Genomic DNA, 24,673 nt, shown 5'->3' with positions numbered 1-24,673 from the left:
GCCAGCGGCTGCAGCTCGGCGTCGGTCTCGACCAGGATGGCGCGGTCCGCGCCGAGGGCCAGCGCTGAGCGCAGCGTTTCCTGGCATGCGCTCGCACCGCACGAGACGGCGATCACCTCGGTGGCGACGCCCTTCTCCTTGAGCCGAACCGCTTCTTCGACGGCAATTTCGTCGAAGGGATTCATGCTCATCTTGACGTTGGCCAGATCAACGCCAGTTTGGTCCGCCTTGACGCGCACCTTGACATTGAAATCGACCACCCTTTTGATGGGAACGATAATCTTCATGATGTTGCTCGATCAGTAATTCTTACGACAACGAAACTTGAATTACCCGCCAGGAGTAAATTCATGGCCGCAAAGCACGGCAGCATTGCAAACCAGCAGCCTCATCCTGCAGAGGGGTCCGGCGCTATGAGGACAAAGCACCTTGCGGCTCTGCCAGAGCCAGCCGGTCTGTACTTGCCGAATCGCCGCCCTCAACAAGAAAATCTCAAGGCTGCTTTGTGCAACCGGATACCCTGCCTGCCTGCTTTTAGGTAAAAGGCCGTGACACCGGCTTTTTACGAGAAAAATCAATCGGCAATTTCGATCTTGAGTTTCCGTGCCAGTCCAGTCCAGCGCTCGAGGTCCTTCTGCATGAATTCCTTGAACTGGGTGGGCGACGTCGGCTCGGCCACATCCTGGCCGGCAGCGTTGATGCGCTTGACGACTTCGGGGTCCCGCAAAATATCGGCGACTTCGTTGTGGACGCGCGTCGCGATAGGGGCCGGTACGCCTGCCGGCGCAAAAAGGCCCACCCAGCCGAAAACGTCGAAGTTCTTCAGGCCGGGAACATTGCTTTCACTGAGCGTCATGACGTCCGGCATGATGGAACTGCGTTTTGCGGTGGTCACGCCCAGCGCCTTGACCGTGCCGGCGCTCATCTGCGCCGCTGCCGACACGACGCCGTCGATCATCACGTCCACGTGGCCGCCGATGAGGTCCATGAGGGCCTGCGAGCTGCCCTTGTAGGTGATCTCGGTGAGCGCCGCCCCCGACGCGGCCTTGAAGGCCTCGGTGCTCATCTGGCTGATCGTTCCCGGGCCCAGCGACGCATAGGTGTACTTTTGCGGGTCGGCCTTGGTCAACTGCACCAGTTTCTCCAGCGAGTCGATCGGCGAATCCTTTTTCACCAGCACGACCATCGGACCCTTGGTCGCCAGGAGAATAGGCGCAATATCCTTGGTCGGGTTGTACGGCATTTTTCGCCGGACCGACGGAATGATCGTGAACGGCGACAAGGAGCACATGCCCAGGGTATAGCCGTCTGCCGGTGACTTGGCGACGGCATCGACGCCAATAATGCCACCCGCGCCACCACGGTTTTCCACCACCACTGGTTGGCCCAGGCGCTGCGCCAAGCTCGGCCCCAGGGTCCGCGCGATCACGTCAGCGGCATTTCCCGGCGGGAAGCAGACGACCAGGCGCACGGGCTTGCTGGGCCAGTTTTGCGCAACCGCCGCACCGGAGTAGAGGCCGATGGCCGCTACTGCCGAAACTGCAGCCAGGGTTTTCACCCAGGTTTGATGAAGTTTTCCAAACGTTTGCATGCATGTCTCCTGAACGGGTGACTGGCTCTGTGGCCCTTGCGCGCATTCATGCGCCTTTGCATCCTATGGCGGCGAGCATTCCAGTAAACAAGCTCATAGCCACCATGTGGACTACCAGGATGAATCGGGCGACTTGTCGTCGGACGCCGTATTCAGCCGCGCGAATATCCGAAAATCGGGACTGACCAGTAAGCCAATCCGGACGCCGGAATTTGTTGCTGGCTCAGTACAAGCCTCGTACTCGGGCATGCAGCCGCGCCAGGCCGAACAGGGCGTTCAGGCTGGGCGTGGGCACCTCCACCTGGCGCGCGATCTCCAGCACGGCGCCCACCAGGGCATCGAGCTCGACCGGCTTGCCCGCCTCCACGTCCTGCAGCATCGAGGTGCGGAAAGCGCCCAGCTGGCGGGTCACGGCGTGCCGCGACTCGGGATCCGCGTCGATGGGCAACCCGATGCGCCGGCCAACGCTGGAAGCTTCCAGCATGCAGGCCGACATGAAGTTGCGCACCAACTCATCGTCCAGGATGCGGTCCCCCGTCGCGCCGGTGAGGCCAGAGATCGGGTTGACCGTCATGTTGCCCCAGAGCTTGAACCAGATTTCCTGCTGGATGGACGCCGCTTCCTCGACGTCGAACCCGGCGTTGCGCAGGAGCGCGACGGCCGCGCGCGCCCGTGGCGTGGCGGCTCCGCCGGTGGGCTCGCCGATGATCAGCCGGTTGCCCGCGACGTGCCGCACGATGCCAGGCCCGTCGGTCGCCGCCGACAGGTGCGTCACGCTGCCCAGCACCTGAGCCGCCGGAATGGCGCGGGACAGCACGCCGTCCGGATCGACGCTGTCGAGCCGCAAGCCCGAGGCCGACTCGCCCAGGCCGTGCAGGAACCACCAGGGAATGCCGTTCATGGCCGAAAGCACGGTGGCCTCCGGCCCGATCAGCGGGCCGATCTCCCGCGCCACGGCCGGCAAGGCCGTGGTCTTGACGGACAGGATCACCAGGTCCTGCGGACCCAGTTCTTCCGGACGCTGGCTCGCCTGGATCGCGAACTGGCGCCGCCGCGGCTGGCCTTCATGCGTGTCGATGAGCTCCAGGCCCCGTTCGCGCACGGCTTGCAGCGTGGCACCCCGCGCCACGGCGCTGACGGCCACGCCGGAGGCCGCCAGCCGGGCGCCGATCAGGCCGCCGATGGAGCCCAGGCCGTAGATGCAGATCTTCTTCATGGCGTTTCCTCCGCTCAGTCGAGGTCGCGGTACGAGGGATCGATGCGGTCGACCTGGCGCACCAGGGCGTCGAAGACGTCGCGCCCGCCGCCGTAGCGCAGGTCGAACTGCAGGGCGTCCGCGCTGGCCTTGCGCTGCACCGCCTCCGGCACGGGCACCGTGGACCCCAGGGCCGCCCCGGCCACCTGGATTTCGCAGGCGCGCTGCAGGGTCCAGAGGTAGGCCAGCGCCTGCGCGATGTGGGCGCCCCAGGACAGCAGGCCGTGGTTGCGAAGGATCACGGCCTGCGCGTTGCCGATCGAGCGCACGACCCTCGGCCCCTCGTCGGCGTGCACCGTGATGCCCTCGAAGTCGTGGTAGGCCACCCGCCCGTGCAGCATGGCGGCATAGAAGTTGTCCGTAGAGAGTCCCGCGGCGGCGCAGGCCACGGCCGATCCCGCCGTGGTGTGGGTGTGCATGACGCAGTGGGCGCCGGCGACCCCGCCGTGGATGGCCGAGTGCAGCATGAACCCGGCCGGATTCACCGGGTGCGCCGACTCGCCCACCACGCGGCCCTGCAGGTCGATCTTGACCAGGTTCGACGCGGTGACCTCGTTGAAGCACAGGCCGAAAGGGTTGATGAGGAAGTGGCGCTCGCCGCCGCTGACGCTCTCGGGCAGGCGAACCGTGATGTGGTTGTAGATCAGCTCCGTCCAGCCCAGGTGGTGGAAGATGCGATAGCACGCGGCCAGCTCGTTGCGCAGGCGCAGTTCGTCGGGATGCATCGTGCGGTTCCTTTTCAATCGTCAATCGAGGCTGTTGGCATGCAGCCAGGCGCACAGGGAGCTGCCCCGGCCCGTGCCCAGGTCGGCCAGTTGTGCCAGCAACCGCTGGGCGCCTTCGCGCGTGGCGTCATCGGCGCAGCCCATGAACTTGGTGCGGATGTCCTCGTCGGACAGCGGCAGCTTGGCGTGCCCCCGGGCGAAGCGGATCGGTCCGCTGTCGAGCACCGAGCCATCGCGCAGTTCCACGCGCACGCGGTCGTGCAGGGCGAAACCGGGCTCGACCGGGCAGCCCGGCGGCACCGTTTCCGCGTGCACGTGCCGCATCAGGGACTGGATGTCGTCGCGGGCGACTTGCGCATCGGTGACCTGCGCCAGCCCCACCGCGCCCTCGCAGGCGGCCATCGCGCAAGCGAACTCGATGCTGAACTTGGCCTGCAGCGCCGTGGCGGGCTGGTGCGCGTGCAGCACGCGGGCCGTGACGTCCGAGAGTGTCGGCACCATGCGCAGCACGTCCTGCGGCTTGAAGCCATGCGCCTGCTTGAGCGCAATGACGCCATCGATGACCCGGTGGCCCGCGTAGCAGACGGGGTACTTCTTGACGGACAGCCCGTTGCTGCGGATTCGCAGCTCTGGCGCCGGCGCCCACGCCTGCCGGTTCGCGCGGCCCTGGGGCGAGAAGGCGGCCAGGAAGCCCGTGGCGCTCTCGAAGATGTCGGCCGACGCCGTGGCGCCGGCACGGGCCAGGCGCACGGCCTCGATGCCGTGGCTGGCGGCCCAGCCGGCATGCAGCGGCTTGGTCATGGAGCCGAAGTTGCCCATCAGGCCCGAGGACAGGCTGGCCGCGATGCCCAGCGCATGCGTGCAGGCCGCCGCCGGCAGGCCCTCCAGGTGGGCGACGGCCGCGGCCGCCGCGACCGTGCCCAGCACGCTGGTCGGGTGCCAGCCCTTGTTGTGCAGGGAGTCGGGCTCGCGCCCCACCAGCTCGGCCCAGACCTCGTAGCCCACCAGATAGGCGCGCAGCAACTCGCTGTCGGGAGCGCCCCATGCCTCGCCGGCGGCCAGCAGCGCCGGCACCAGCACCACGCTGGGATGGCCGTTGAGGGCCATGTCGTCGTAATCCAGGGCATGGGCCGAGACGGCGTTGACGAAGGCCGCGTCGGGCGCGCTGAGACGCTCGCGGCCGAGCAGCACACGGGCCTGCGGCACCGGCCCGCGGCTGGCGGCCACCTGGTGCGCCGCGCGCGTCACCGGCTCTCGCAGGCCGCTGAGCAGGCACGCCAGCGTGTCGATGAAGCCGTTGCGCAGGGTCGGCAGCACATCGTCGGGCACCGTTGCGAAACCGGGCGCCGCCACGAACCCGCCCAGTCCTTGTGTCAAAGACGCTGTCATGGTGTCTTCCAGCAGAGTCGTTGCGCTGCGCGTCAGTACGAGCGCGGCATGCTCAGGGTGTGCTCGGCCACGTGGGCCAGGATCAGGTTGGTGGACACCGGCGCCACCTGCATCACGCGGACCTCGCGCCACTTGCGTTCCACGTCGTACTCGCTGGCGAAGCCGAAGCCGCCGTGCGTCTGCAGGCAGGCTTCCGCGGCATGCCACGCGGCCTCGGTGGCCAGCAGCTTGGCCATGTTCGCGTCCTCGCCACAGGGCCTGCCGGCCGCGAAGAGCGCGGTGGCCTTGCGCACCATCATCTCGGCGGCCACGGTCTCGATGTGCGCGCGGGCGATCGGGAACTGCACGCCCTGGTTCTTGCCGATGGGCCGGCCGAAGACCACGCGCTCCGTGGCGTAGGTGGCCGCCTTCTTCACGAACCAGCGCGCGTCGCCCAGCGCCTCCGAGGCGGCGATGATGCGCTCCGCGTTCATCCCGTCGAGGATGTAGCGGAAGCCCTTGCCCGCTTCGCCGATGCGGTTCTCGACCGGCACCTTCAGGTTGTCGATGAAGATCTCGGTCGTGTTGTGGTTGACCATCGCCTTGATCGGGCGGATCTCCAGCCCATTGCCGCGGGCTTCGCGCATGTCCACCAGCAGCACCGAGAGGCCCTCGGTCTTCTTGGTGACCTGGTCGGCGGGCGTGGTGCGCACCAGCAGCATCATCAGGTCGGAGTACAGGGCGCGCGAGGTCCAGACCTTCTGGCCGTTGACCACGTAATAGTCGCCCTTCGGATCCTTGACCAGCTCGGCCCGGGTCTTGATCTGGGTGGTGTCGGAACCGGTGGTGGGCTCGGTGATGCCGAAGGCCTGCAGCCGCAGCTCGCCGGAGGCGATGCCCGGCAGGAAGCGGCGCTTCTGCTCCTCGCTGCCGTGGCGCAGCAGCGTGCCCATGGTGTACATCTGGGCGTGGCAGGCGCCGGCGCTGCATCCGGCGGCGTGGATCTCCTCCAGGATCACCGAGGCGGCGCGCAGCGGCAGGCCCGAGCCGCCGTACTCCTCGGGGATCAGCACCGCCAGGTAGCCGGCTTCGGTCAGCGCCTTGACGAAGGCGTCCGGATAAGCGTTGCGCTCGTCGAGGTCGCGCCAGTACTCGCCCGGGAAGTCCTGGCAGATGCGCCGCACGCTCTCGCGGATTTCCGGATAGTCCTCGCCCAGCGGGACCGAGATGTCGAGTTGGTCGGCAATGGCTTGATTCATGATCGTTGGCTCCGTGTAGGGGTTGCGAAGGCGCGCCGTGGTCAGTGCGCCAGGGCAGCGGTTTGGGTCTTGTTGAAGTGCCTGGGCAGGCCGGCCGTGGCCAGGGCGCCGTACAGGGGCACGCCAGGCAGCCAGTCCGACAGGCGCTTGCGCACGGCCAGCAGCGCCTGCAGGTCGATGCCCGTCTCGCAGCCCATGGCTTGCAGCAGGTAAACGAGGTCTTCCATGGCCACGTTGCCGCTGGCGCCCGGCGCGAAGGGGCAGCCGCCCAGGCCGCCGAGGGAGGCGTCGAACTTGGTGACGCCCGCATCCAGTGCGGCCACGACGTTGGCCAGGGCCAGCCCGCGCGTGTCGTGGAAGTGGCCGCCCAGGGGCAGCGCCCCGATGTCGCCCCGGACCTGCGCGAAAAGCTGCCCGACCTGCCGCGGCTGGGCATAGCCGACGGTGTCGGCCAGCATGATCTCGTCGGCCCCGAGCTCCGCCAGGCGGGTGGCGAGCTGGCGCACGCGCCCGGGGTCGATGCTTCCTTCCATCGTGCAGCCGAAGGCGGTGGCGATGCCGGCCTCGATGCGCGGGCGGCGTTGCGGGTCAACGTCGCGCGCCAGCTGCACCACCGACGCGAACTCCTGCAGCGCCGCATCGGTTTCCCGCCCGGCATTGCCGCGGCTGTGCGCGCCGCTGGCCGACAGCACGAACACCAGGCGGTTCGCCCCCGCCTCGATGGCCCGCTGCGCACCGCGGGCATTGAGCGTGAGCACGGTGGTCTCCAGGCCGCTGAACCCGCTGGCCGCGTCAACCATGTACTCCGCATCGGCGAACTGCGGCATGCGGCTCTTCGAGACGAAGGAGGTGATCTCGAACGACGCCACGCCGGCATCCGCCTCCTCGCGCAGCCACGCCAGCTTGACCTCGGTCGGCACGAAGTGCTCGACCATCTGCAGGCCGTCGCGCAGCCCGACCTCGCGCACCTTGACCAGGGAACCGCTCACGACGCCATCTCCTGTTGGTCACGGTAGCGCTGCAGCAACTCGGCGTCGGCGTTCAGCGCGGACGAACCGCTGCGGATCGGCGGGCGCGTGCCGTCGAAACGCGCCGGCATGCCGACCAGGGTCATGGGCGAGCCGGGCACCGGTTGCAGGATGCCCAGCGCCTGGGTCTGGGGATGCTGCAGCGTCTGGTCGATGGACTGCACGGGCGCGCACGGAATGCCCGCGCGCTCCAGGATGCCGACCCATTCCTGCGTGGAGCGGCGGGCCATCAAGGGCTCGATCAGGCCGTCGATCTGCGCACGGTGGGCCACGCGCGCCGGGTTGGTGGCGAAGCGCTCGTCGCGGGTCCACTCCGGGTGGCCCAGCACGGTGCAGAACTTCTCGAACAGGCTGTTGTTGCCCGAGGCCACCACCAGATGGCCGTCGCTGGTCGCGTAGGCGCGGTAAGGCACGATCGTGGCCGCACCAGAGCCGTGGCGGCCCGGCACTTCGCCGCTGCTCATGAAATGGGCCGCGGCGATCGACATCCAGGCCAGCGCCGTCTCGTACAGCGACACCTCGACGCAGCAGCCCTCACCCGTGGCCTGGCGGCGGAACAGTGCCGCCAGGATGGCGTTCGCGGCCCACATGCCCGTACCCATGTCCACCACCGAGTAGCCGGTGCGCACGGGCGGGCGCCCTTCCTCGCCGGTCACGCTCATCAGGCCGGCAAAGGCCTGCATCAGCGGGTCGTAGCCGGGCTTGTCCGACAGTGGCCCGCCGCTGCCGAAGGCGCCCAGGTCGCACCACACCAGCGACGGCTTGAGTTCGCGCAGGCGCTGCGCCCCCAGGCCCTGAGCCGCCAGCAGGCCCGGCCGCATGCTTTGCAGCACCACGTCGGCCTCTTCCAGGATCAGCCGCTCCACGGCGGCCAGGTCGGCCGGGTCGCGGAAGTTCACCGCCACCGAGGCCTTGTTGCGGTTGACCGCCTGGAACATCGATGCGGCCCCGTCCCAGAACGGGGGGCCCCAGGCGCGGGCATCGTCGCCGTCGAGCTTCTCGACCTTGATCACCTGCGCGCCCAGGTCGCCCAGGACCTGCGTGGCGGTGGGCGCCGCGATGTTCTGCCCGATCTCGATCACCGTCACGCCCGACAAGGGGGCATGGGCCGGCGCCACGGAAGTGCGATTGTTGCTGCTGCTCATCATTGCCCCTCGAAGCGCGGCTTGCGCTTTTCGTTGAAGGCCGCGACGCCTTCGACGCGGTCCCGGCTCTTGACCATGCGCTGGTAGGCCTCGATCTCGAAGTGCATGCCCGTGGCGAGGTCCTGCTGCAGCCCGTGGTGGATGGCGTGCTTGGCCTGGCGTACCGCCAGCGGCGCGTTGCCCGCGATGCGCTCGGCGATGGCCAGCGTTTCGGCCATCAGGTTCTCCGGCTCGCACAACTGGTTGACCACGCCCCAGGCCAGCGCCTGCTCGGCGTTGAAGGGCTTGGCCGCCAGGATCAGCTCCTTGGCGCGCTTCTCGCCCACGGCGCGCGCCAGGGTCTGCGTGCCGCCCGCGCCGGGCATGATCCCCAGGGAGGTCTCGGTCAGCGCGAAGCGCGCGGTGCGCGAGGCGTAGGCGAAGTCGCACAGCAGCGCCAGTTCGAGGCCGCCACCGTAGGCGGCGCCGTTGACGGCGGCCACGACGGGCACCGGCGAGGCCACGATGGCCCGCACGGTGCGCTCCATCAGCTCGTGCTGCAGCACCCACTCGTGCTCGCTGAGCAGCTTGCGCTCCTTGAGGTCGCCCCCGGCGCAGAACGCCTTGTCGCCGGCCCCGGTCAGCAGCACGCAGCGAAAGCGCGTGCGCACGATCTCCAGGGGAGCGAACACGTCATGGAGCTCGCGGGCCGTGAGCGTCGTGAACGCGTTGGAGGCTTCAGGGCGGTTGATCGTCACCCGCAGCACATGCGGGGCCGGCTCGTCGACGAGCAGGGTTTCGAACCGTCGGGCCAGGATTTCTTCCGGCCATTTCTCGTATCCATTTCCGATCCAGGACGACATTGCCTTCTCCACATGAGTCCACATAGCGGACATTCGTTATCGAAACGAACTCAACGTGGAATGGATTCTCTGGAACAATGCCCTCAATTGTTCAACCGAAGTTCCACAATATGGACTCACATGAAGCGACCGGGAAAACGCGCACGAAGTCTTCGGGCACCGGGGGCACGCAGGCGATCGCCCGCGCGACGGCGCTGCTGCGCGAGATCGCCAACAGCGCTGGCGGCGAGCGCAGCCTGGCCGAGCTGGCCCGCAGCCTGGACATCGAGCGCCCCACCGCCTACCGCATCCTGCGGCGCCTCGTGGAAGACGGCCTGGCGGTGCAGAACCCCGTGACGCGCGGCTACGGGCTCGGGCCCTTGCTGTTCGAGCTGGGCCTGCTGGCCAAGCCGCCGCTGCAGTTGCAGGCCCTGGCCGGCGAGGCGGCGACGCACATCGCGCACGAGAGCGGCGACACCGCCTTCGCCCTGCTCACCAGCGGGCTGGACTCCGTGTGCCTGGACCGCAAGGAGGGCAGCTACCCCGTCAAGGCCTTGCTGATGGGCGTGGGACGCCGCCGGCCCCTGGGCATCGGCGCGAGCAGCCTGTCCATGCTGGCGGCCATGGCGCCTGAAGAGGCCAGCCAGATCCTTGACGCGAACGCCCACCGGATCGGCGCCATGGGCGAATCGGACGTCGCGAACCTGAAGGCGGTCGTCGAGCAGGGACGCCGCGACGGCTTCGTGCTCCGGGCACCCGTCGATGCGCCGGAGATCCTTTCGTTGGGGGTGGCCGTTCGCAACGCCTACGGCCACGCCATCCTGGGCCTGTCGATTTCCGCGTTGCGATTTCGCATCGAGCAGCGCTTCGACCGCCTGCTCGCCGTATTGCGCGAATCCAGGGATATGGTGGAAACGCGCCTCAAGGCCGAGGGGCCGGCACGCGACATCAAGGAGGCGTGATGCCAGGTTGCGATGGCCAGTGAAGTCACGCCGTCATGGCCGCGCAGGGGCAGTGTGGTCTGGGGAAAGTTGTTGGTTGTTAGCCGTGAGCTGCGTTGTGCCGACAACTACTTCGTCATTCCCGCGCAGGCGGGAACCCAGGCGGCCCCCAAGTCAGCCGCACGCAGCGCGGGCAGCGCACAGGATGCCTTCGCACCCTGGTTCGCCGCACCCATGCTTCGCTCTGGCGTAGGGCCGCCTGGACCCCCGCCTACGCGGGGATGACGAAGCAGGAGGGATGCTGCCCGTGCTTCGTCCAGCAGGAGCAGCTTCACTTTCCCCAGGCAGCATGCGCCCTATCAGCCGCGCGCCGGCAGCACCGTGCCCACGCACTCGCCAAAGCCGATGCGCGCCGCGCCGGGCTTCTCGCACCAGCCGCGGATGACGACGCTGTCGCCGTCCTCCAGGAAGGAGCGCTGCTCGCCGCCGGGCAGCTGCAGCGGCTGCTTGCCGCCGGCCGTGAGTTCGATGAGCGCCCCGGCCTGGTCCAGCGTCGGGCCCGAGAGCGTGCCGCTGCCGAACAGGTCGCCCGGCTGCAGGTTGCAGCCGTTGACCGTGTGGTGCGCCACCATCTGCGCCACCGTCCAGTAGGCATGGCGGTAGCTGGTGCGGCAGATCGTGGCGGCGGCGCCGCCCGCCTCGCGCTGGCGCGGCGTGAGCAGATCCACCTGCAGCTGGATGTCGAACGAGCCCTCGCGGCGGTTGGCCTCGGAGTCCAGGTAGGGCAGCGGCTGCGGGTCGCCCTCGGGGCGCGTGAAGGGCACGCGGAACGGCGCCAGCGCCTCCAGCGTCACGATCCACGGCGAGATGGTGGTGGCGAAGTTCTTGGACAGGAAGGGCCCCAGCGGCTGGTACTCCCAGGCCTGGATGTCGCGCGCGCTCCAGTCGTTGAGCAGGCAAATGCCGAAGACATGCTCCTCGGCCTCGGCGATGTCCACCGGCTCGCCCTGCGCGTTGCCGCTGCCGATGAAGATGCCCAGCTCCAGCTCGATGTCCAGGCGCCGGCTGGGGCCCATCACCGGCTGCGCGGCGCCCGCGGGCAGCGTCTGGCCCACCGGGCGGCGGAAGGCCTGGCCCGAGACGCCGATGCTGGAGGAGCGCCCGTGATAGCCGATGGGCACCCACTTGTAGTTGGGCATCAGCGGGTTGTCGGGACGGAACAGGCGGCCGATGTTGGTGGCGTGGTGCACCGAGGTGTAGAAGTCCGTGTAGTCGCCGATGCGCGCGGGCACGTCGTACTCGGCCTCGGCCTGGGACACCAGGCAGGACTGCAGCGAGCCCTGCTCGGCCGCGCCCTGGCGCAGCCCGCGCGACAGGGCCAGGCGCAGCGCGGCCCAGGCCGGCTGGCCCAGCGCCATGAGCGCATTGAGCTTGTCCTGCGCGGCGGCCCGCACCGCCTCACCGGCAGCGCCGCCGAACACGCCGGCCGCGGCCACCGCCGCCAGGTCCACGATCTGGTCGCCGATCGCCACCCCGCCGCGGAAGGCTTCCGCGCTCCCCTTGCGGCGGAACGCGGCAAAGGGCAGGTTCTGGATGGTGAAGCCGGTGTCGGCCGCGTTGGCCGACGCGACCCAGCTGCGCAGCGCGGGATCGTGGGTTTCGTTGAGAGAGGTCATGGCTTCAGGTCCTCAGGCGCTGGCACTGCCGTCGTGCATCCAGGCGGCATGCTGCGGCGCCCGCTTGGTGCGGCTCCACTCCTCCAGCATGTCCCACTTCACCTCGTCGAGCTTTTGCATCATCTCGGGCGTGCTGCAATCGGCGGCCAGCTCCAGGCGGTGGCCGTTGGGGTCGAAGAAGTAAATGCTCTTGAAGATCGTGTGGTCGGTGGGGCCCACGACCTCGATGCCGGCGGCCTCCAGCTTGGCCTTGGTCGCCAGCAGCGTGTCGATGGAGTCCACCTTCAGCGCCAGGTGCTGCACCCAGGCCGGCGTGTTGCGGTCGCGGTCCATGGGCGGCTGGCTGGGCAGCTCGAAGAAGGCCAGGATGTTGCCGTTGCCCGCGTCCAGGAAGATGTGCATGTACGGATCGGGCGCCTTGGTGGAGGGCACCTCGTTCTCCGCGATGGCGAGCACGAACTTCATGTCCAGGTGCTTGCCGTACCACTCGACGGTTTCCTTCGCATCCTTGCAGCGGTAGGCGACGTGGTGAACTTGCTGGATCAGCATTTGAATCTCCTGCAGATGTTGTTGGTGGCTCGGGCTCAGAGGTCGCGCAGCGCGGCTTCGAGCTGCTGCTGGAACAGGTCGGCGTCGCCCAGCGCCTGGGCGTTGAGCAGCGCCAGCTTGACGAGGAAGAGCTCCGACTTGTCGCCGGCGGCGTCGATGGCGGTGGCCAGGCGGTCGTAGACGGTTTCGAGCCCGGAAATGTCCAGGGCGGTGTTCGGGGCGGTCATGGGTTGTCTCCTCAGCGCGGCAGGGCGGCGTCAAAAGCGGCTTGCAGCCGGGTGGCATCGAGCGTGAGCCAGCGGGCGCACACGTGCTGGTCGGGGCGCAGCAGGTACGCGCCGCCGCTGGCGCGCACGCCGTAGTGCCGGCGCACGTGGCCGTCGGCATCGGCCAGGGTCAGTTCCGCGCCGGCCACGGGCTGCGCGGCACCGATGGCCACCACGCGCAGCGGCACGCCGCGCGCGCGCACCGTGTCGATGACCTGCAGCAAAGGTGCCGGGATGGCCGCGGCCTCGGTGAAGTACAGCAGGTCGAAGCCGCCGCCCAGGTGGTCGAGCAGGAAATCATCGGCGCCCAGGCGCACGTTCTGCGGCGGCGCGCCATGAGCCGGGCCGGCGGTAAACAGCGCGTTGTCGTCGCCGCGGCTGTTGAGCATCGAGTCGGTGTACTCGTGCGGCCGCGAGGTGCGCCAGTGGTAGAGCGGGCGCACGAACTCCTGCGTCAGCGACAGGGACAGCACCGCGTCGCGCAGCAGCTTGAAGCCGCGGCTGGGCGGGGTCATGAAGCGCGTGCTCTTGCCCGCCTCATCGATGATCTCGCGCGCCGCGCCCACGCGCTCGGCGCTGAAGTTGGACAGCAGTTTCTTCCCGGCCAAGCCCTTGACCACGAAGGCCAGGTGCCAGGCCAGCGACTGCGAGTCCTGGAACGCCGTGTTGGCGCCGCGCACGCCGAAGATCGGCAGCAGGTGCGCCGCGTCGCCGGTGAAGAGCACGCTGCCGTGCACGTAGTCGGGCAGCGTCAGGGTGCGCGCCGAATACACCGAGCACCAGTCCATCTCCCAGCTCACGCCGGCGTGGCCGATCATGGCCAGCTGTGCGTCGATGCGCTTCTTCAGCGACTCGGGCTTCAACGCCTCCTCGGGCGACTCGCCGGCGGGCAGCTGGTAGTCCACGCGCCAGATGCCATGCGGCTCGCGGTGCAGCAGCACGGTGTTGCCCGGGTTCCACTCGGGGTCGAAGAAGGCCAGCCGCTCGGTGGGCAGCGGCAGGTCCACGCGGATGTCGGCGATGACGAAGAAACCTTCGTACGAGGCCCCTTCCATCTGCAGGTTCATCGCGGTGCGGATGGCCGAGCGCCCGCCGTCGGCCGCCACCACCCAGTCGCTCTCCAGCGTGTAGGGGCCTTCGGGCGTGTCCACCTCCAGCCGCGCGAAGCCGTCGAGCTGCTCCACCTTCGTGAGCTTGTTGCCCCAGCGCAGGTCGATCAGCTCGCTGCCCTCGCAGGCATCCAGCAGGTACTCCTCCAGGTACTGCTGCTGGATGTTGATCATCGGGAAGAAGCGGTCGTCCGGATCGTGCGGCGCCTCCATGCGGAACACGCGCTGGCCGCGGTAGAACGAGTTGCCGAAGCGCCAGGGCAGGCCGTTCTCGGTGATGCGCTGCGCCACGCCCACCTGCTGCAGGATCTCCATCGAGCGCCGCGTGAACACGATGGCGCGGCTGCCCTGCGAAACCTGCAGCTCCGCGTTGAGCAGCACGCTGGGCACGCCCAGGCGCGCGAGCTCCAGCGCGGCCACCATGCCGGCCGGCCCCGCTCCCACGACCACCACCTTCTGGCGCTGCTGCGCGGGATTCGCCGAGGGCAGCCAGGGCTTGTGGATCTGATAGTCGTAATAGATGGAAGGACGCGGCTCGGTAGTCGGCTTGTGCATGCTGTTGTCTCCGGTGTGGTGCTGCGCTGCGTGGAACGAAAAGCCTTGCGGGAGCAGGGCGATCTCACGGCGCATGGCCCAGAACATCTGTGCGTACAACTATTTTGGGTTGACGAACCTCAAAGGTCCATAACGTATTTCTACTTAGTTGTACGCGCAGATGTTTTTGCGTAAAGTCAAACCAGAATCCGGCATCCAGTGCCTCGCGCCGTGCGAGCCGCCAAGGCCATCCACGTTTCCAGGAGACATCTTCATGACCCCCATCCGCGCCCCGCGCCGCTCGTTCGTTCTCGCCGCCCTGTCGCTGCCCCTGGCGGCGATGGCCTTTCCCGACAAGACGATCGAGTGGGTGGTGCCTTATCCGGCCGGCGGCGGCTCCGACGTGGTGGCGCGCACGCTGACCGAGCCCATGGGCAAGGCGCTGGGCCAGACCATCGTCGTCAACAACAAGCCCGGCGCGGCCACCAACATCGGCGCCGATTACGTTGCCAAGGGCAAGGCCGACGGGCATCTCCTGCTCACGGCCGACACGGCCACGCTGGCGGCCAATCCGTTCCTCTACTCGAAGCTGTCCTACAACGTCGAGAAGGACTTCGCCGCGGTCGGGCTGATGGCGCGCTTCCCGATGCTGCTGGTGGTCAACCCCGCGGTGCCCGTGAAGAACCTGGCCGAGTTCAGCGCCTGGGCCAAGCAGCAGCCGCAACCGCCGGCCTACGCCACGCCCGGCTCGGGCAGCCCGCACCACCTGGCCACCGAGCTGTTCCGCGAGCGCGCCGGCTTGAAGTTCACGCACGTGCCCTACCGCGGCGCGGCGCCGGCGGTGCAGGACGTCATCGGCGGCCAGGTGCCCTTCATGTTCGCCGACAGCGCCAGCGCCTACCCGCACATCGTCTCGGGCAAGCTGCGCGCCATCGGCGTGGCCAGCCCCAAGCGCGTGGCCGGCTTCGACACCGTGCCCACGCTGCAGGAACAGGGTGTCAAGGACTTCGAGGCCTACGCCTGGCAGGGCCTGGTGGTGCCGGCCGGCACGCCTCCGCAGGCCATTGCCGCGCTCAACAAGGCCCTGGTCTCGGCGCTGCAGAGCACGGCCGTCAAGGCCCGCTTCCAGACGCTGGGGCTGGAAGCCATCCCCAGCTCGCCGCAGGAGATGGCCGCCTACGCCAAGAGCGAGCGCGAGAAGTGGGGCAAGGTCATCCGCGCCAACGACATTCGCCTCGACTGAAGATGGCCGCCCGCCAGAAGGAGCACGAGTTCCGACTGGAACGCACCGTCACGCACCGGCTGCACACGCTCTCCAAGCTCACGGACCGCCTGAGCCAGGCGGCCTACCTGGAAGCCACGGGCATCCCGCTCAACGAGGGTCGCACCCTGGCGGCGGTGGGCGCCTTCGCGCCGCTGTCGGTCAACGACCTGGCCCGGCTGGCCAACCTCACCAAGGGACAGGCCAGCCGCGCGGCGCAGACCCTGGTGGACCAGGGGTTGGTTGACAAGCAAAGCAATGCCATGGATGCGCGCGGCGTGGTGCTCACGCTCACGCCGCACGGGCAGCAGTTGTGGCGGCGGCTCAAGGGCGTCATCCAGGCGCGCAACGAGGACATCACCGCCTGCCTCGACGAGGCCGAGCGCCGGCAGCTCGACCGGCTGCTGGATCGGCTGGTGGCGCATGCGCTGGCCGCCGCGGGCGAGGAGCCCCAGCGGGGCGACGCTGGAGGAATGGCATAGCGGGTCCCTGTCGCGGACCCATCACCCCCGCGCCCGGTACTCCGAGAAGATGTTCAGCTCGACGTGCCGCTCCACCTCCAGCAGCCCGCTGCCCGTCAGCGTCTGCATGACCTGCTGCGGCGGCACGCAGGCTTCGATGGTGTCCCAGTAGTAGCGCCAGAGCATGGGCGTGTCCTTGGCGCGGGACACGGCCCGGGCCAGCAGCGGCACCACGCCACGCATGTAGGCCTTGAGCAGGGCATGGCCCAGGCGCCCTTCGGGGCGGGTGATTTCCAGGATCAACAATTGCCCGCCCGGCTTGAGCACGCGGCGGAACTCGTCGGCCGCCGCGCTGAAGTCGGCGATGTGGCGCAGCGCGTAGCCCATCACCACGAAGTCCGCGCTGGCATCGGGCACCGGGATGTCCTCGGCCCGGCCCAGCCGGCACTCCACCGGCTGCTCGAAATGGGCTTGGCCCATCATCCCCGGGCTCGGGTCCACGCCCACCAGCCGATGCGGCTCGCCGGTGATCCTCAGGATCTCGCGCGACACCAGCCCGGTGCCCATGCCCACGTCCACCACCTGCAGCCCCGGCTTCAGCCCGGCGCGCAGCAGCGCCTGGCGCCGGTACCACGAGCCCGTGCCCAGGCCCAGGATCTTCTCCAGCCGGTTGTAGTCCACCGCCGTGTCGTCGAAGGTGCGGCGCAGGAAGTCCTCGCGCTTGGCGGCGTCGTCGGGCTGGTAGTACGCGGGCAGGGGCGCGTGAGGCAGGTGGACCGGCGCGGCGTCGCGATCGGGCGAGGAAGGTTGCGTCATGTTGGGTTCGGGGCCGGCGGGTCAGGCACGGGCCAGGGAGGCGGGCTGCCGATGCTACTGTCACGCCCCTCGCGTCTTCCCGGTTCGCGGCATGCCTGGGCCACCGGTGGGGCCACCGGGCGTGCCGGCTGCCCCTGCATTCCCGCTTCGTGGGCCGAGTTGTCCGAGGCCAAGTGGATGCGGGCGCGACACCTGCCCTGAACCGGGATGAAGACCTCGACACGACCTGATGCAACCGCAAGCCCTCCGCATCTACGCCGGACCCGCCGCACGCGCGCGCTTGCGCGAGCGCGGCCTGCGCGCCGATGACGTGCGCGTCGTGCCCGCCGCGGCGGCCGGGCCCAAGGGACTGGTGCTTCATCCGTTGGACCGATTCATCTTCGGCCACTGGCTCGCGCACGGCACGCGGCCCGTGCACCTGCTGGGCGCCTCCATCGGCGCCTGGCGCATGGCCAGCGCCTGCCTGCCCGATGCAGACGCCGCCCTGGCGCAGATGGCGCACGACTACATCCACCAGCGCTACGAGCACCCGCCCAACAAGATGCCGTCACCGCGCCACGTCAGCGAGGTGTTCGGTGCCCTGGTGAGGGAGCGCTTCGGGCACCGCAGCGCCGAGGTGCTGGGCCATCCACGCTTCAGGCTGCACCTGTTCACCTCGCGCGGCCGGCACTGGCTGCTGCGCCGCGAGGGCCGCTGGCGCACGCCGCTGGGCTGCGTGGGCGCGTTCGCCGCCAACGCGGTGAACCGCGGGGCGCTGGGCGCCTGGCTGGAGCGCGTGGTGTTCCACGATGCGCGCGCGCCGTCGCTGCCGCTGCAACTGCGGGACTTCCGCACGCAGCGGGTGACGCTGGGCGCGCACAACTTCTGCGCCGCGCTGCTGGCCAGCTGCTCCATCCCCTTCGCCCTCGATGCCGTGCACGACATTCCCGGCGCGCCGCCCGGCGCCTACTGGGACGGCGGCATCACCGACTACCACCTGCACCTGGACTACGCGTCCATGGACGAGGGCCTGGTGCTCTACCCCCACTTCCAGCGAAAGATCATCCCCGGCTACCTCGACACCCTGTTGCCCCGCCGCCGGCACCCCGACGACCGCCTGGCCAACGTGGTTGTGCTCGCACCCGACGCGGACTGGGTGCGCCGCGCCCTGCCCCACGGCAAGCTGCCGGACCTCGACGACTTCAAGGCCTACGCCGGCGACCTGCAGGGCCGCATTGCGGTCTGGAGCCGCGCCGTGGCCGAGAGCCAGCGGCTGGCCGAGGAGTTCGACGCGGTGCTGGCGCAAGGCCCGTTTGACGCGCTCCCGCTGGCATGACCGGGCGCCGCCCGCCGCGCTCAGCCGCGGGCGCGGTACTCCGAGAAGATGCTCAGCTCCGTGTGGCGCTCGACGCCGTTGAGGCCGTGGCCCGCCAGGGTCTGCATGATCTGCGCCGGCGGCACGCAGGTCTCGATCGTGTCCCAGGTGTAGCGCCAGAGCATGGGTGTGTCCCGGGTGCGTGCCACGGCGCGCACCAGCCAGGGCACCACGCCGCGCATGTAGGCCTTGAGCAGGGCGTGGCCCAGGCGCCCCTCGGGGCGGCTGAATTCCAGGATCAGCAGCCGCCCGCCGGGCTTGAGCACGCGGCGGAACTCGTGCGCCGCCGCGCCGAAGTCCGTGACGTGCCGCAGCGCGTAGCCCATCACCACAAAGTCCGCGCTGGCATCGGGCACCGGGATGTCCTCGGCGCGGCCCAGCCGGCACTCCACCGGCTGCTCGAAACGGGCCTGCTCCATCATTCCCGGGCTCGGGTCCACGCCCACCAGCCGATGCGGCTCGCCGGTGATCCTCAGGATCTCGCGCGACACCAGCCCGGTGCCCATGCCCACGTCCACCACCTGCAGCCCCGGCTTCAGCCCGGCGCGCAGCAGCGCCTGGCGCCGGTACCACGAGCCCGTACCCAGGCCGACGATCTTCTCCAGCCGGTCGTAGTCCACCGCGGCGGCATCGAAGATGCGGCGCAGGAAGGCCTCGCGCTTGGACGCATCGTTGGACTGGTAGTAAGTGGGCAGTGGCGCGTGCGGCAGGCGTACCGGCGAGGCGTCGCGATCGGGCAGGCGGGGATGCGTCATGAAGGAGCCCTTGCGCACGGCTCGGGCATGAACGGTGGACCAGCGGCAACGATGCTACCGCCCCGTCACGACGGCTTTGCGGCCTGCCGCGGCCCGGATGCGGCCCGGATGCGGCCATTGGCGTAAGACTGGAGAAAGCCTGCCGTGATGCAACGCCGGATATCCCGGGCCATGGCACGTGGCTGCGCCCGCCGCGCACCCTGCAACGAGTTGATCCGACCGGCTCGACTACAATTTTCGGTTCGTTTGAATGTAGTTTTCCGAGGAACATCACATCGTGTCTGCCACCGACGTGAAACCCGCCGGCGATGTGCTGCCGCCTTCCGCGCTGGAACCCGAGCTCGCCGAGCTTTTGGTCCAGGCCTTGAATCTGGAAGTTGCTCCCGCCGATATCGATCCCACCGCACCGTTGTATGGCGATGCGCTGGGGCTGGATTCCATCGACATCCTTGAACTGGCGCTGGAAGTGTCGCAGCGCTATGGCTTCGAGCTCCGCTCTGACGACGAGAACAACCACAAGATATTCGCTTCGCTGCGCAGCCTGGCCCTCCACATCGAGCAGCACCGAAAGCGTTGACCGGTCCGTCATGACGCATTGGCAGCTGGGCCTGGCGCTGCTGGGCGTCATCGCTTACTCGCTGCTGTCTCATGTCTTGATGCTGTACGCGGCCCACGAGCCCTGGGCCGCGGCGGCGTTGCTGGGTCCGCTGCTGGCCATGGTCGGCGCGATGGCCTGGCGTGGCCGGCATCGCGTGGGCATGTGGGCCGTGCTGCTGGCCGCGCTGGCGCTGCTGGCCGTGTGCCTGCGCGGCGGCGTCGGCGACGTGAAGCTGCTGTACCTGCTGCAGCACGCGGGCGTGCACGCCGCGCTGGGCGCGAGCTTCGGGCTCACGCTGAGCGGCCCGGGCCTGTCGGCCATCGGCCGCGTGGCGCAGCAGGTGCACGGCACGCTGCAGCCGGCCATGGAGCGCTACACCTGGCACGTCACGCTGGTGTGGACCTTTTACTTCTTCGCCATGGCGCTGGGCTCCGTGGCCTTGTACCGGTGGGGACCGTGGGAAGCCTGGTCGCTGCTGGCCAACCTGATCACGCCGGGAGCCATCGGCGCGCTGTTCGTGGGTGAGCACCTGCTGCGCTACCGGCTGCATCCCGAGTTCGAACGCGTCTCGCTGCTGGACACGGTGCGCGCCTACCGCAAAGTGCCCGGCGATCGCTGAGCCCGAAGCCTCAACCTTTTTCGCCCTCTCGCCGTGCTTCCCTTCCTCTCCCCGCGCGATCTCGACGCTCCCCTGGCCTGGTGCGGCGGCACCCCGGTCAGTGCCCGCCAGTTCCTGCGCGACGTGGCGCGGATGGCCGAACGGCTGCCCGCGCAAGGCGCGGCGCTGAACCTGTGCGTGGACCGCTATCGCTTCAGCGTCGCCTTCGGTGCCGCGCTGCTGCGCGGGCACGTCTCGCTGTTCCCGCCCAACGCGATGGCGCAGACCATCGACCAGTTGCGCTCGCAATATCCGCTGCTGTGGGCGCTGGCCGACGAATCGACCTTGGAAGGGCTGACCGGCCTGGACGTCCTCGCCGTCACCGGCGCCGCACCGGACGCGCGCGCCGAAGCCATCGTTCTGCCGCCGGAGCAACCGTCCGCCTGCCTGCTGACTTCCGGCTCCACCGGCGCCCCCCAGCCGCACCTGAAGCACTGGGGCACGCTGGTGCGCAACGCGGCGCAGGAGGCGCAGCGGCTGGCGGCGTTGCTGCAGCGGCCGAGCCTGGACGGCCTGAACATCGTCGCCACCGTGCCGCCGCAGCACAGCTACGGCTTCGAGTCCAGCGTGCTGCTGGCGCTGCAGGGCGGTGCCGCCATCGACGCCGGGCGGCCCTTCTACCCCGCCGACATCGCCGCCGCGCTGCAGCGGCTGCCGCGTCCGCGCGCCCTCGTCACCACCCCCTTCCACCTCAAGACCCTGCTGCGCTCGGGCGTCGAACTGCCCGAGGTGGACCTGGTGCTCAGCGCCACCGCGCCGCTGTCGCCGCAGCTCGCGCAGGAAACCGAGCGCCGCTGCGGCGGCGTGCTGGTGGAGATCTACGGCTGCACCGAGGCCGGCCAGGTCGCCACCCGCTGCACCGCGCGCACGGACCTCTGGCACACCTTCGACGGGCTGCGCATCTCGAAGCTGCCGGGCCTGGGCGAGGAGCAGGGCGAGCGCTACAGCGTGCAGGGCGGCCACGTGGCCGAGCCGACGCTGCTGGCCGACATCCTGGAGCTGCAGGACGCCGAGCATTTCCGGCTGCTGGGCCGCGCCAACGACCTGGTGCACGTCGCGGGCAAGCGCAGCTCGCTGGGGCACCTGAACTTCCACCTCAACAGCATCGAGGGCGTGGAGGACGGCGCCTTCTGGGTGCCCGACGAGGTGACCGACGGCGTGGCGCGCCCGGTGGCCTTCGTGGTCGCGCCCACGCTGAGCGCGCGCGCCATTGCCGCCGCGCTGCGCGGCCGCATCGAAGCCGTGTTCGTGCCGCGGCGCATCGTGCACCTGCCCCGGCTGCCGCGCGAGGCCACCGGCAAGCTCACCGCGCAGACGCTGCGCCAGCTCGCGCGCGAGCACCTGTCTCCCCGCACGCCATGAGCCCGACCTGCAGCGTGGTGCGCCGCATCGAGGCAGACCATCCCAGCTTCGCCGGCCACTTCCCGGGCCAGCCCGTGCTGCCCGGCGTGGTGCTGCTGGCCGAGGTGATGGAGGCGCTGCGCGGCGCGGGGCTGCCGGACCGGCCGGGCGAGCGCTTCGACATGCGGGCCGTGAAGTTCCTGTGGCCGGTGCGCCCCGGCGACGACATCCGCATCGACCTGCAGGGCGAGGCCGGCCGCGCCCGCTTCGAGGTGCACTGCGGCGGCAAGGTCGCCGCCAGCGGCCAGGTCGTCTGGAGCGCCGCGTGAGCACGCCGATGAGCGGCAACGACGCACCCGTGGCCGCGCCCGCCGCCTGGGCCCGCGCGCCCGAGCGCAGCAACATGCTGACGCTGCGCCTGATGTGCTGGATCGCGCTGCGCTGCGGGCGCCGCGTGGCGCGCGCCGTGCTGCACCCGATCGCGCTGTACTTCGTGCTGTTCGCGCCCGCGGCGCGGCGGCACTCGCTGCGCTACCTGGGCCGTGCGCTGGGCCGCCCGGCGCGCTGGAGCGACGCCTACCGCCACGTGCACAGCTTCGCCGCCACCATCCTGGACCGCGTCTACCTGCTGCGCGGCCAGCTCGATCTCTTCGATCTGCGGCTGCAGGGCGTGGAGGCCATCGACCAGGCCATGGCCGAGGGCCACGGCGCCTTCCTGCTGGGCGCGCACCTGGGCAGCTTCGAGGTGCTGCGCACGGCGGGCTGCGCCCAGGGGCGGCTGCGCGTGGCGATGGTCATGTACCCGGACAACGCCCGAAAGATCAACGCCGCGCTGAGCGCCGTTGCCCCCGACGCCAAGCCCGAGATCATCGCGCTGGGCCGCATGGACTCGATGCTGGCCGTGCGCGACTGGCTCGACGGCGGCGGCCTGGCCGGCATGCTGGGCGACCGCGTGCTGCACGACAGCGACGCGCAGCACGGCAAGGAGCTGCGCGTGCCCTTCCTGGGCCGCGAGACGGTGTTCAGCGACGGCCCCTTCCGGCTCGCCGCGCTGCTGCGCCGGCGCGTCATCTTCATGGCCGGGCTGTACCTGGGCGGCAACCGCTATGAGGTGCGCTTCGAACCCCTGGCCGACTTCACGCAGCGCTGCGACGCCGCCGAGCGCGAGCGCCGCATCCGCGAGGCGGTGTGCGGCTACGTCGCGCGGCTGGAATCGCTGTGCCGCGAGCATCCCTACAACTGGTTCAACTTCCATGATTTCTGGCATGAGGACTAGGCGCGGCCTGCTCGCGCTGCTGCTGGCCGGCTGCAGCCTGCCGGCGCTGGCCCTGGAACTGGGCGAGCTGATGAGCCTGCTGGGGCGTCAGACCAGCGGCCAGGCGCGCTTCTCGGAACAGCGCTTCGTCAAAGGGTTCGACGAGCCGCTGCTGGCCAGCGGCACGCTGGCCTTCACCGCGTCGCCGCCGCGCTTCGAGCGCCGCACGCTGAAGCCGCGCGCGGAATCCATGGTGGTCGAGGGCAACACCGTCACGCTCAGCCGCGGCGGGCGCTCGCGCACGCTGGCGCTGGACGCCGCGCCCGAGGCCATGGTGGCGATCGAGGCCCTGCGCGGCACGCTCACCGGCAACGCGCAGGCGCTGCAGCGCACCTTCCGCACCAGCCTGCAGGGCACGCTGGAGCGCTGGACGCTGGAACTCACGCCGCTGGCCGGCAGCGCCGCCGGGCAGCTGCGCTTCGTGCGCATCGTCGGCCTGCGCGACGAAGTGCGCAGCATCGAGACGCAGCTGCTCGATGGCGACCGCACGGTGCTCACCATCGAGCCGGTGCGCGACTCGGCGGCGTCCACGCCGTCCAAGTGAGCGCCGTGTCCCCCGCCGTCGCGCCGTCGCAGCGCGGCCGCGCCGCGCTGCTGCTGTGGCTGGCGCTGATGGCGCTGTGCGTGCTGCTGATCGCGCGCGGGCGCTTCACGGCCGACCTCTCGGCCTTCCTGCCGGTGAGCCCCAGCGCGCAGCAGCGCGTGCTCATCGACCAGCTGCGCAGCGGCGTGGCCTCGCGCACGCTGCTGGTGGGCATCACGGGAGGCAGCGCTGCCGAGCGCGCGGAAGGCTCGCGCGCGCTGGCGGCGGCGCTGCGCGCCGATGAACGCTTCGACCAGGTGCACAACGGCGAGCGCGGCGACTGGGCCGCGGCCGGCGAGCTGCTGCTGCGCCACCGCTACCAGCTCAGCCCGGCCGTGGACGCCGAGCGCTTCACCGTGGCCGGGCTGCGCGACGCCATCGACGAGACCCTCTCGCTGCTGGGCACGCCCGCCGGCGCCGCCGTCAAGCCGGTGCTGGAGCGCGACCCCACGGGCGAGCTGCAGCGCATCGCCGAAGCGCTGGTCCCGGCGCAGGCGCCGCGCATGGAGGACGGCGTGTGGGTGTCGCGCACCGAGCCGCGCGCGCTGCTGCTGCTGACCCTGCACGCCCCGGGCGACGACCTGGACGCGCAGGCCGTCGCCATCGAGGCCGTGCGCGCGGCCTTCGCGCCGCAGGCCGCGCGCGGGCTCGCGCTGCAGCTCAGCGGGGCGCCGCTGTTCGCGGTGGACAGCCGCAGCCGCATCCAGCACGAGGTGATCGTCATCGCCGTGACCGGGCTGGTGGTCATCGGCGGGCTGCTGCTGGCGGCCTTCGCCTCGCTGCGCGCGCTGGCGGTGGCGATGCTGCCGGTGGCCAGCGGCGTGCTGGCGGGCATCGCGGCGGTGGCGCTGGGCTTCGGCACCGTGCACGGCATCACGCTGGGCTTCGGCAGCACGCTGATCGGCGAGGCGGTGGACTACGCGCTGTACTACCTGATCCAGGCCCGCGACGGCGGCTGGCGCCGCTGGCGCGACCACGCCTGGCCGACCGTGCGCCTGGGCCTGCTGACCTCGGTGTGCGGCTTCGCGGCCCTGGTGTTCTCCGGCTTCCCCGGGCTGGCGCAGCTGGGCGTGTTCTCCGTGGCGGGCCTGGCGGCGGCGGCGCTGACCACGCGCTGGGTGCTGCCAGTGCTGGTGCCGGCCGGCGCCGCCGGGGCGGGCCGGCTGCTGCCGCTGGGCCGCTGGACGCTCAACGAGTACACGATCGTCGGATCGGTCGCGCACGTCTTCAACGACGACATGCCAGAGGCCGTGCGGCTGCTCGG

25 protein-coding genes and 1 pseudogene are annotated in these 24,673 nt (G+C 70.0%); 11 read left to right on the top strand and 15 right to left on the bottom strand.

Features of this window, described 5'->3' with window-relative positions; genetic code table 11:
* The 9 genes and pseudogenes from Q0741_RS16385 to Q0741_RS16345 all read right to left on the bottom strand — a co-directional run.
* Positions 1-287 (bottom strand): annotated as a pseudogene (locus tag Q0741_RS16385) (electron transfer flavoprotein subunit beta/FixA family protein); the annotation flags it as partial.
* A gap of 287 nt (positions 288-574) precedes the next feature.
* Positions 575-1,591 (bottom strand): tripartite tricarboxylate transporter substrate binding protein, encoded by a 1,017-nt coding sequence (locus Q0741_RS16380; RefSeq protein WP_298234269.1) that lies wholly within the window; start codon positions 1,589-1,591, stop codon positions 575-577.
* A 223-nt stretch (positions 1,592-1,814) separates the two neighbouring features.
* On the bottom strand, positions 1,815-2,807 hold the full coding sequence (locus Q0741_RS16375; protein ID WP_298234268.1) for a 2-dehydropantoate 2-reductase: 993 nt from the start codon (positions 2,805-2,807) through the stop codon (positions 1,815-1,817).
* Between the two features lie 14 nt (positions 2,808-2,821).
* A complete protein-coding gene (locus Q0741_RS16370) occupies positions 2,822-3,571 on the bottom strand; it encodes a class II aldolase/adducin family protein (protein WP_298234267.1) in 750 nt (249 codons plus the stop codon).
* A 21-nt stretch (positions 3,572-3,592) separates the two neighbouring features.
* Positions 3,593-4,960 (bottom strand): MmgE/PrpD family protein, encoded by a 1,368-nt coding sequence (locus Q0741_RS16365; RefSeq protein WP_298234266.1) that lies wholly within the window; start codon positions 4,958-4,960, stop codon positions 3,593-3,595.
* 32 nt (positions 4,961-4,992) lie between these two features.
* Positions 4,993-6,198, bottom strand: coding sequence for an acyl-CoA dehydrogenase family protein (locus Q0741_RS16360; protein WP_298234265.1), 1,206 nt, complete (start codon positions 6,196-6,198; stop codon positions 4,993-4,995).
* 41 nt (positions 6,199-6,239) lie between these two features.
* Positions 6,240-7,187, bottom strand: a complete 948-nt coding sequence (locus tag Q0741_RS16355; protein WP_298234264.1) for a hydroxymethylglutaryl-CoA lyase — start codon at positions 7,185-7,187, stop codon at positions 6,240-6,242.
* Positions 7,184-8,371: a CoA transferase gene (locus Q0741_RS16350; protein ID WP_298234263.1), complete on the bottom strand. Its 1,188-nt coding sequence runs from the start codon at positions 8,369-8,371 to the stop codon at positions 7,184-7,186. The genes Q0741_RS16355 and Q0741_RS16350 overlap by 4 nt, the downstream gene beginning before the upstream one ends.
* On the bottom strand, positions 8,371-9,213 hold the full coding sequence (locus tag Q0741_RS16345) for an enoyl-CoA hydratase-related protein (RefSeq protein ID WP_298234262.1): 843 nt from the start codon (positions 9,211-9,213) through the stop codon (positions 8,371-8,373). Before Q0741_RS16345 ends, Q0741_RS16350 begins: the two co-directional genes overlap by 1 nt.
* Positions 9,214-9,323: 110 nt before the next feature.
* Here Q0741_RS16345 and Q0741_RS16340 point away from each other — a divergent pair, with 110 nt between their 5' ends.
* Positions 9,324-10,154 (top strand): helix-turn-helix domain-containing protein, encoded by an 831-nt coding sequence (locus Q0741_RS16340; protein ID WP_298234261.1) that lies wholly within the window; start codon positions 9,324-9,326, stop codon positions 10,152-10,154.
* Between the two features lie 338 nt (positions 10,155-10,492).
* Here Q0741_RS16340 and fahA read toward each other — a convergent pair whose 3' ends face one another.
* Genes fahA through Q0741_RS16320 form a run of 4 tightly spaced genes read right to left on the bottom strand, consistent with a single transcriptional unit; the run spans position 10,493 to position 14,288 of the window.
* A complete protein-coding gene (gene fahA, locus Q0741_RS16335; protein WP_298234260.1) occupies positions 10,493-11,809 on the bottom strand; it encodes a fumarylacetoacetase in 1,317 nt (438 codons plus the stop codon).
* A 12-nt stretch (positions 11,810-11,821) separates the two neighbouring features.
* Positions 11,822-12,358, bottom strand: coding sequence for a VOC family protein (locus Q0741_RS16330; protein WP_298234259.1), 537 nt, complete (start codon positions 12,356-12,358; stop codon positions 11,822-11,824).
* A gap of 35 nt (positions 12,359-12,393) precedes the next feature.
* Positions 12,394-12,585, bottom strand: a complete 192-nt coding sequence (locus tag Q0741_RS16325; protein ID WP_298234258.1) for a DUF2783 domain-containing protein — start codon at positions 12,583-12,585, stop codon at positions 12,394-12,396.
* An 11-nt stretch (positions 12,586-12,596) separates the two neighbouring features.
* Positions 12,597-14,288, bottom strand: coding sequence for an FAD-dependent monooxygenase (locus Q0741_RS16320; RefSeq protein WP_298234257.1), 1,692 nt, complete (start codon positions 14,286-14,288; stop codon positions 12,597-12,599).
* Between the two features lie 253 nt (positions 14,289-14,541).
* Here Q0741_RS16320 and Q0741_RS16315 point away from each other — a divergent pair, with 253 nt between their 5' ends.
* Positions 14,542-15,510: a tripartite tricarboxylate transporter substrate binding protein gene (locus Q0741_RS16315; RefSeq protein WP_298234256.1), complete on the top strand. Its 969-nt coding sequence runs from the start codon at positions 14,542-14,544 to the stop codon at positions 15,508-15,510.
* A 2-nt stretch (positions 15,511-15,512) separates the two neighbouring features.
* Entirely contained in the window at positions 15,513-16,010 is a 498-nt protein-coding gene (locus tag Q0741_RS16310) for a MarR family winged helix-turn-helix transcriptional regulator (RefSeq protein ID WP_298234255.1), read from the top strand.
* A 21-nt stretch (positions 16,011-16,031) separates the two neighbouring features.
* Here Q0741_RS16310 and Q0741_RS16305 read toward each other — a convergent pair whose 3' ends face one another.
* Positions 16,032-16,805: a class I SAM-dependent methyltransferase gene (locus Q0741_RS16305; RefSeq protein WP_298234254.1), complete on the bottom strand. Its 774-nt coding sequence runs from the start codon at positions 16,803-16,805 to the stop codon at positions 16,032-16,034.
* A gap of 229 nt (positions 16,806-17,034) precedes the next feature.
* Between Q0741_RS16305 and Q0741_RS16300 the strand changes: the two genes are divergently transcribed.
* Positions 17,035-18,120, top strand: coding sequence for a phospholipase (locus Q0741_RS16300; protein ID WP_298234253.1), 1,086 nt, complete (start codon positions 17,035-17,037; stop codon positions 18,118-18,120).
* A gap of 20 nt (positions 18,121-18,140) precedes the next feature.
* Here Q0741_RS16300 and Q0741_RS16295 read toward each other — a convergent pair whose 3' ends face one another.
* A complete protein-coding gene (locus Q0741_RS16295) occupies positions 18,141-18,914 on the bottom strand; it encodes a class I SAM-dependent methyltransferase (protein WP_298234252.1) in 774 nt (257 codons plus the stop codon).
* A 277-nt stretch (positions 18,915-19,191) separates the two neighbouring features.
* On the opposite strand from Q0741_RS16295, the gene Q0741_RS16290 reads away from it, so the two are divergent.
* From Q0741_RS16290 to Q0741_RS16260, 7 genes are all read left to right on the top strand, one after another.
* Entirely contained in the window at positions 19,192-19,491 is a 300-nt protein-coding gene (locus Q0741_RS16290; RefSeq protein ID WP_298234251.1) for a phosphopantetheine-binding protein, read from the top strand.
* A 10-nt stretch (positions 19,492-19,501) separates the two neighbouring features.
* The gene (locus Q0741_RS16285; protein ID WP_298234250.1) at positions 19,502-20,131 is read left to right on the top strand and encodes a hypothetical protein; all 630 of its coding nucleotides are present in this window, start codon (positions 19,502-19,504) and stop codon (positions 20,129-20,131) included.
* A 33-nt stretch (positions 20,132-20,164) separates the two neighbouring features.
* On the top strand, positions 20,165-21,532 hold the full coding sequence (locus Q0741_RS16280) for an AMP-binding protein (protein ID WP_298234249.1): 1,368 nt from the start codon (positions 20,165-20,167) through the stop codon (positions 21,530-21,532).
* Positions 21,529-21,840 carry a 3-hydroxyacyl-ACP dehydratase FabZ family protein gene (locus tag Q0741_RS16275; protein ID WP_298234248.1) on the top strand — a complete coding sequence of 104 codons (312 nt, stop codon included), beginning with the start codon at positions 21,529-21,531 and terminating at the stop codon, positions 21,838-21,840. Before Q0741_RS16280 ends, Q0741_RS16275 begins: the two co-directional genes overlap by 4 nt.
* A complete protein-coding gene (locus tag Q0741_RS16270) occupies positions 21,837-22,787 on the top strand; it encodes an acyl-CoA synthetase (RefSeq protein WP_298234247.1) in 951 nt (316 codons plus the stop codon). Before Q0741_RS16275 ends, Q0741_RS16270 begins: the two co-directional genes overlap by 4 nt.
* Positions 22,777-23,370 (top strand): LolA-related protein, encoded by a 594-nt coding sequence (locus tag Q0741_RS16265; protein WP_298234246.1) that lies wholly within the window; start codon positions 22,777-22,779, stop codon positions 23,368-23,370. The genes Q0741_RS16270 and Q0741_RS16265 overlap by 11 nt, the downstream gene beginning before the upstream one ends.
* Positions 23,371-23,375: 5 nt before the next feature.
* The coding region (locus tag Q0741_RS16260) for an MMPL family transporter (protein WP_298234245.1) at positions 23,376-24,673 on the top strand (1,298 nt) is incomplete at its 3' end.

This window comes from uncultured Azohydromonas sp. (assembly GCF_937926365.1).
Lineage (GTDB): Bacteria > Pseudomonadota > Gammaproteobacteria > Burkholderiales > Burkholderiaceae_C > Azohydromonas.
This window is presented reverse-complemented; position numbering and strand designations above follow the sequence as displayed.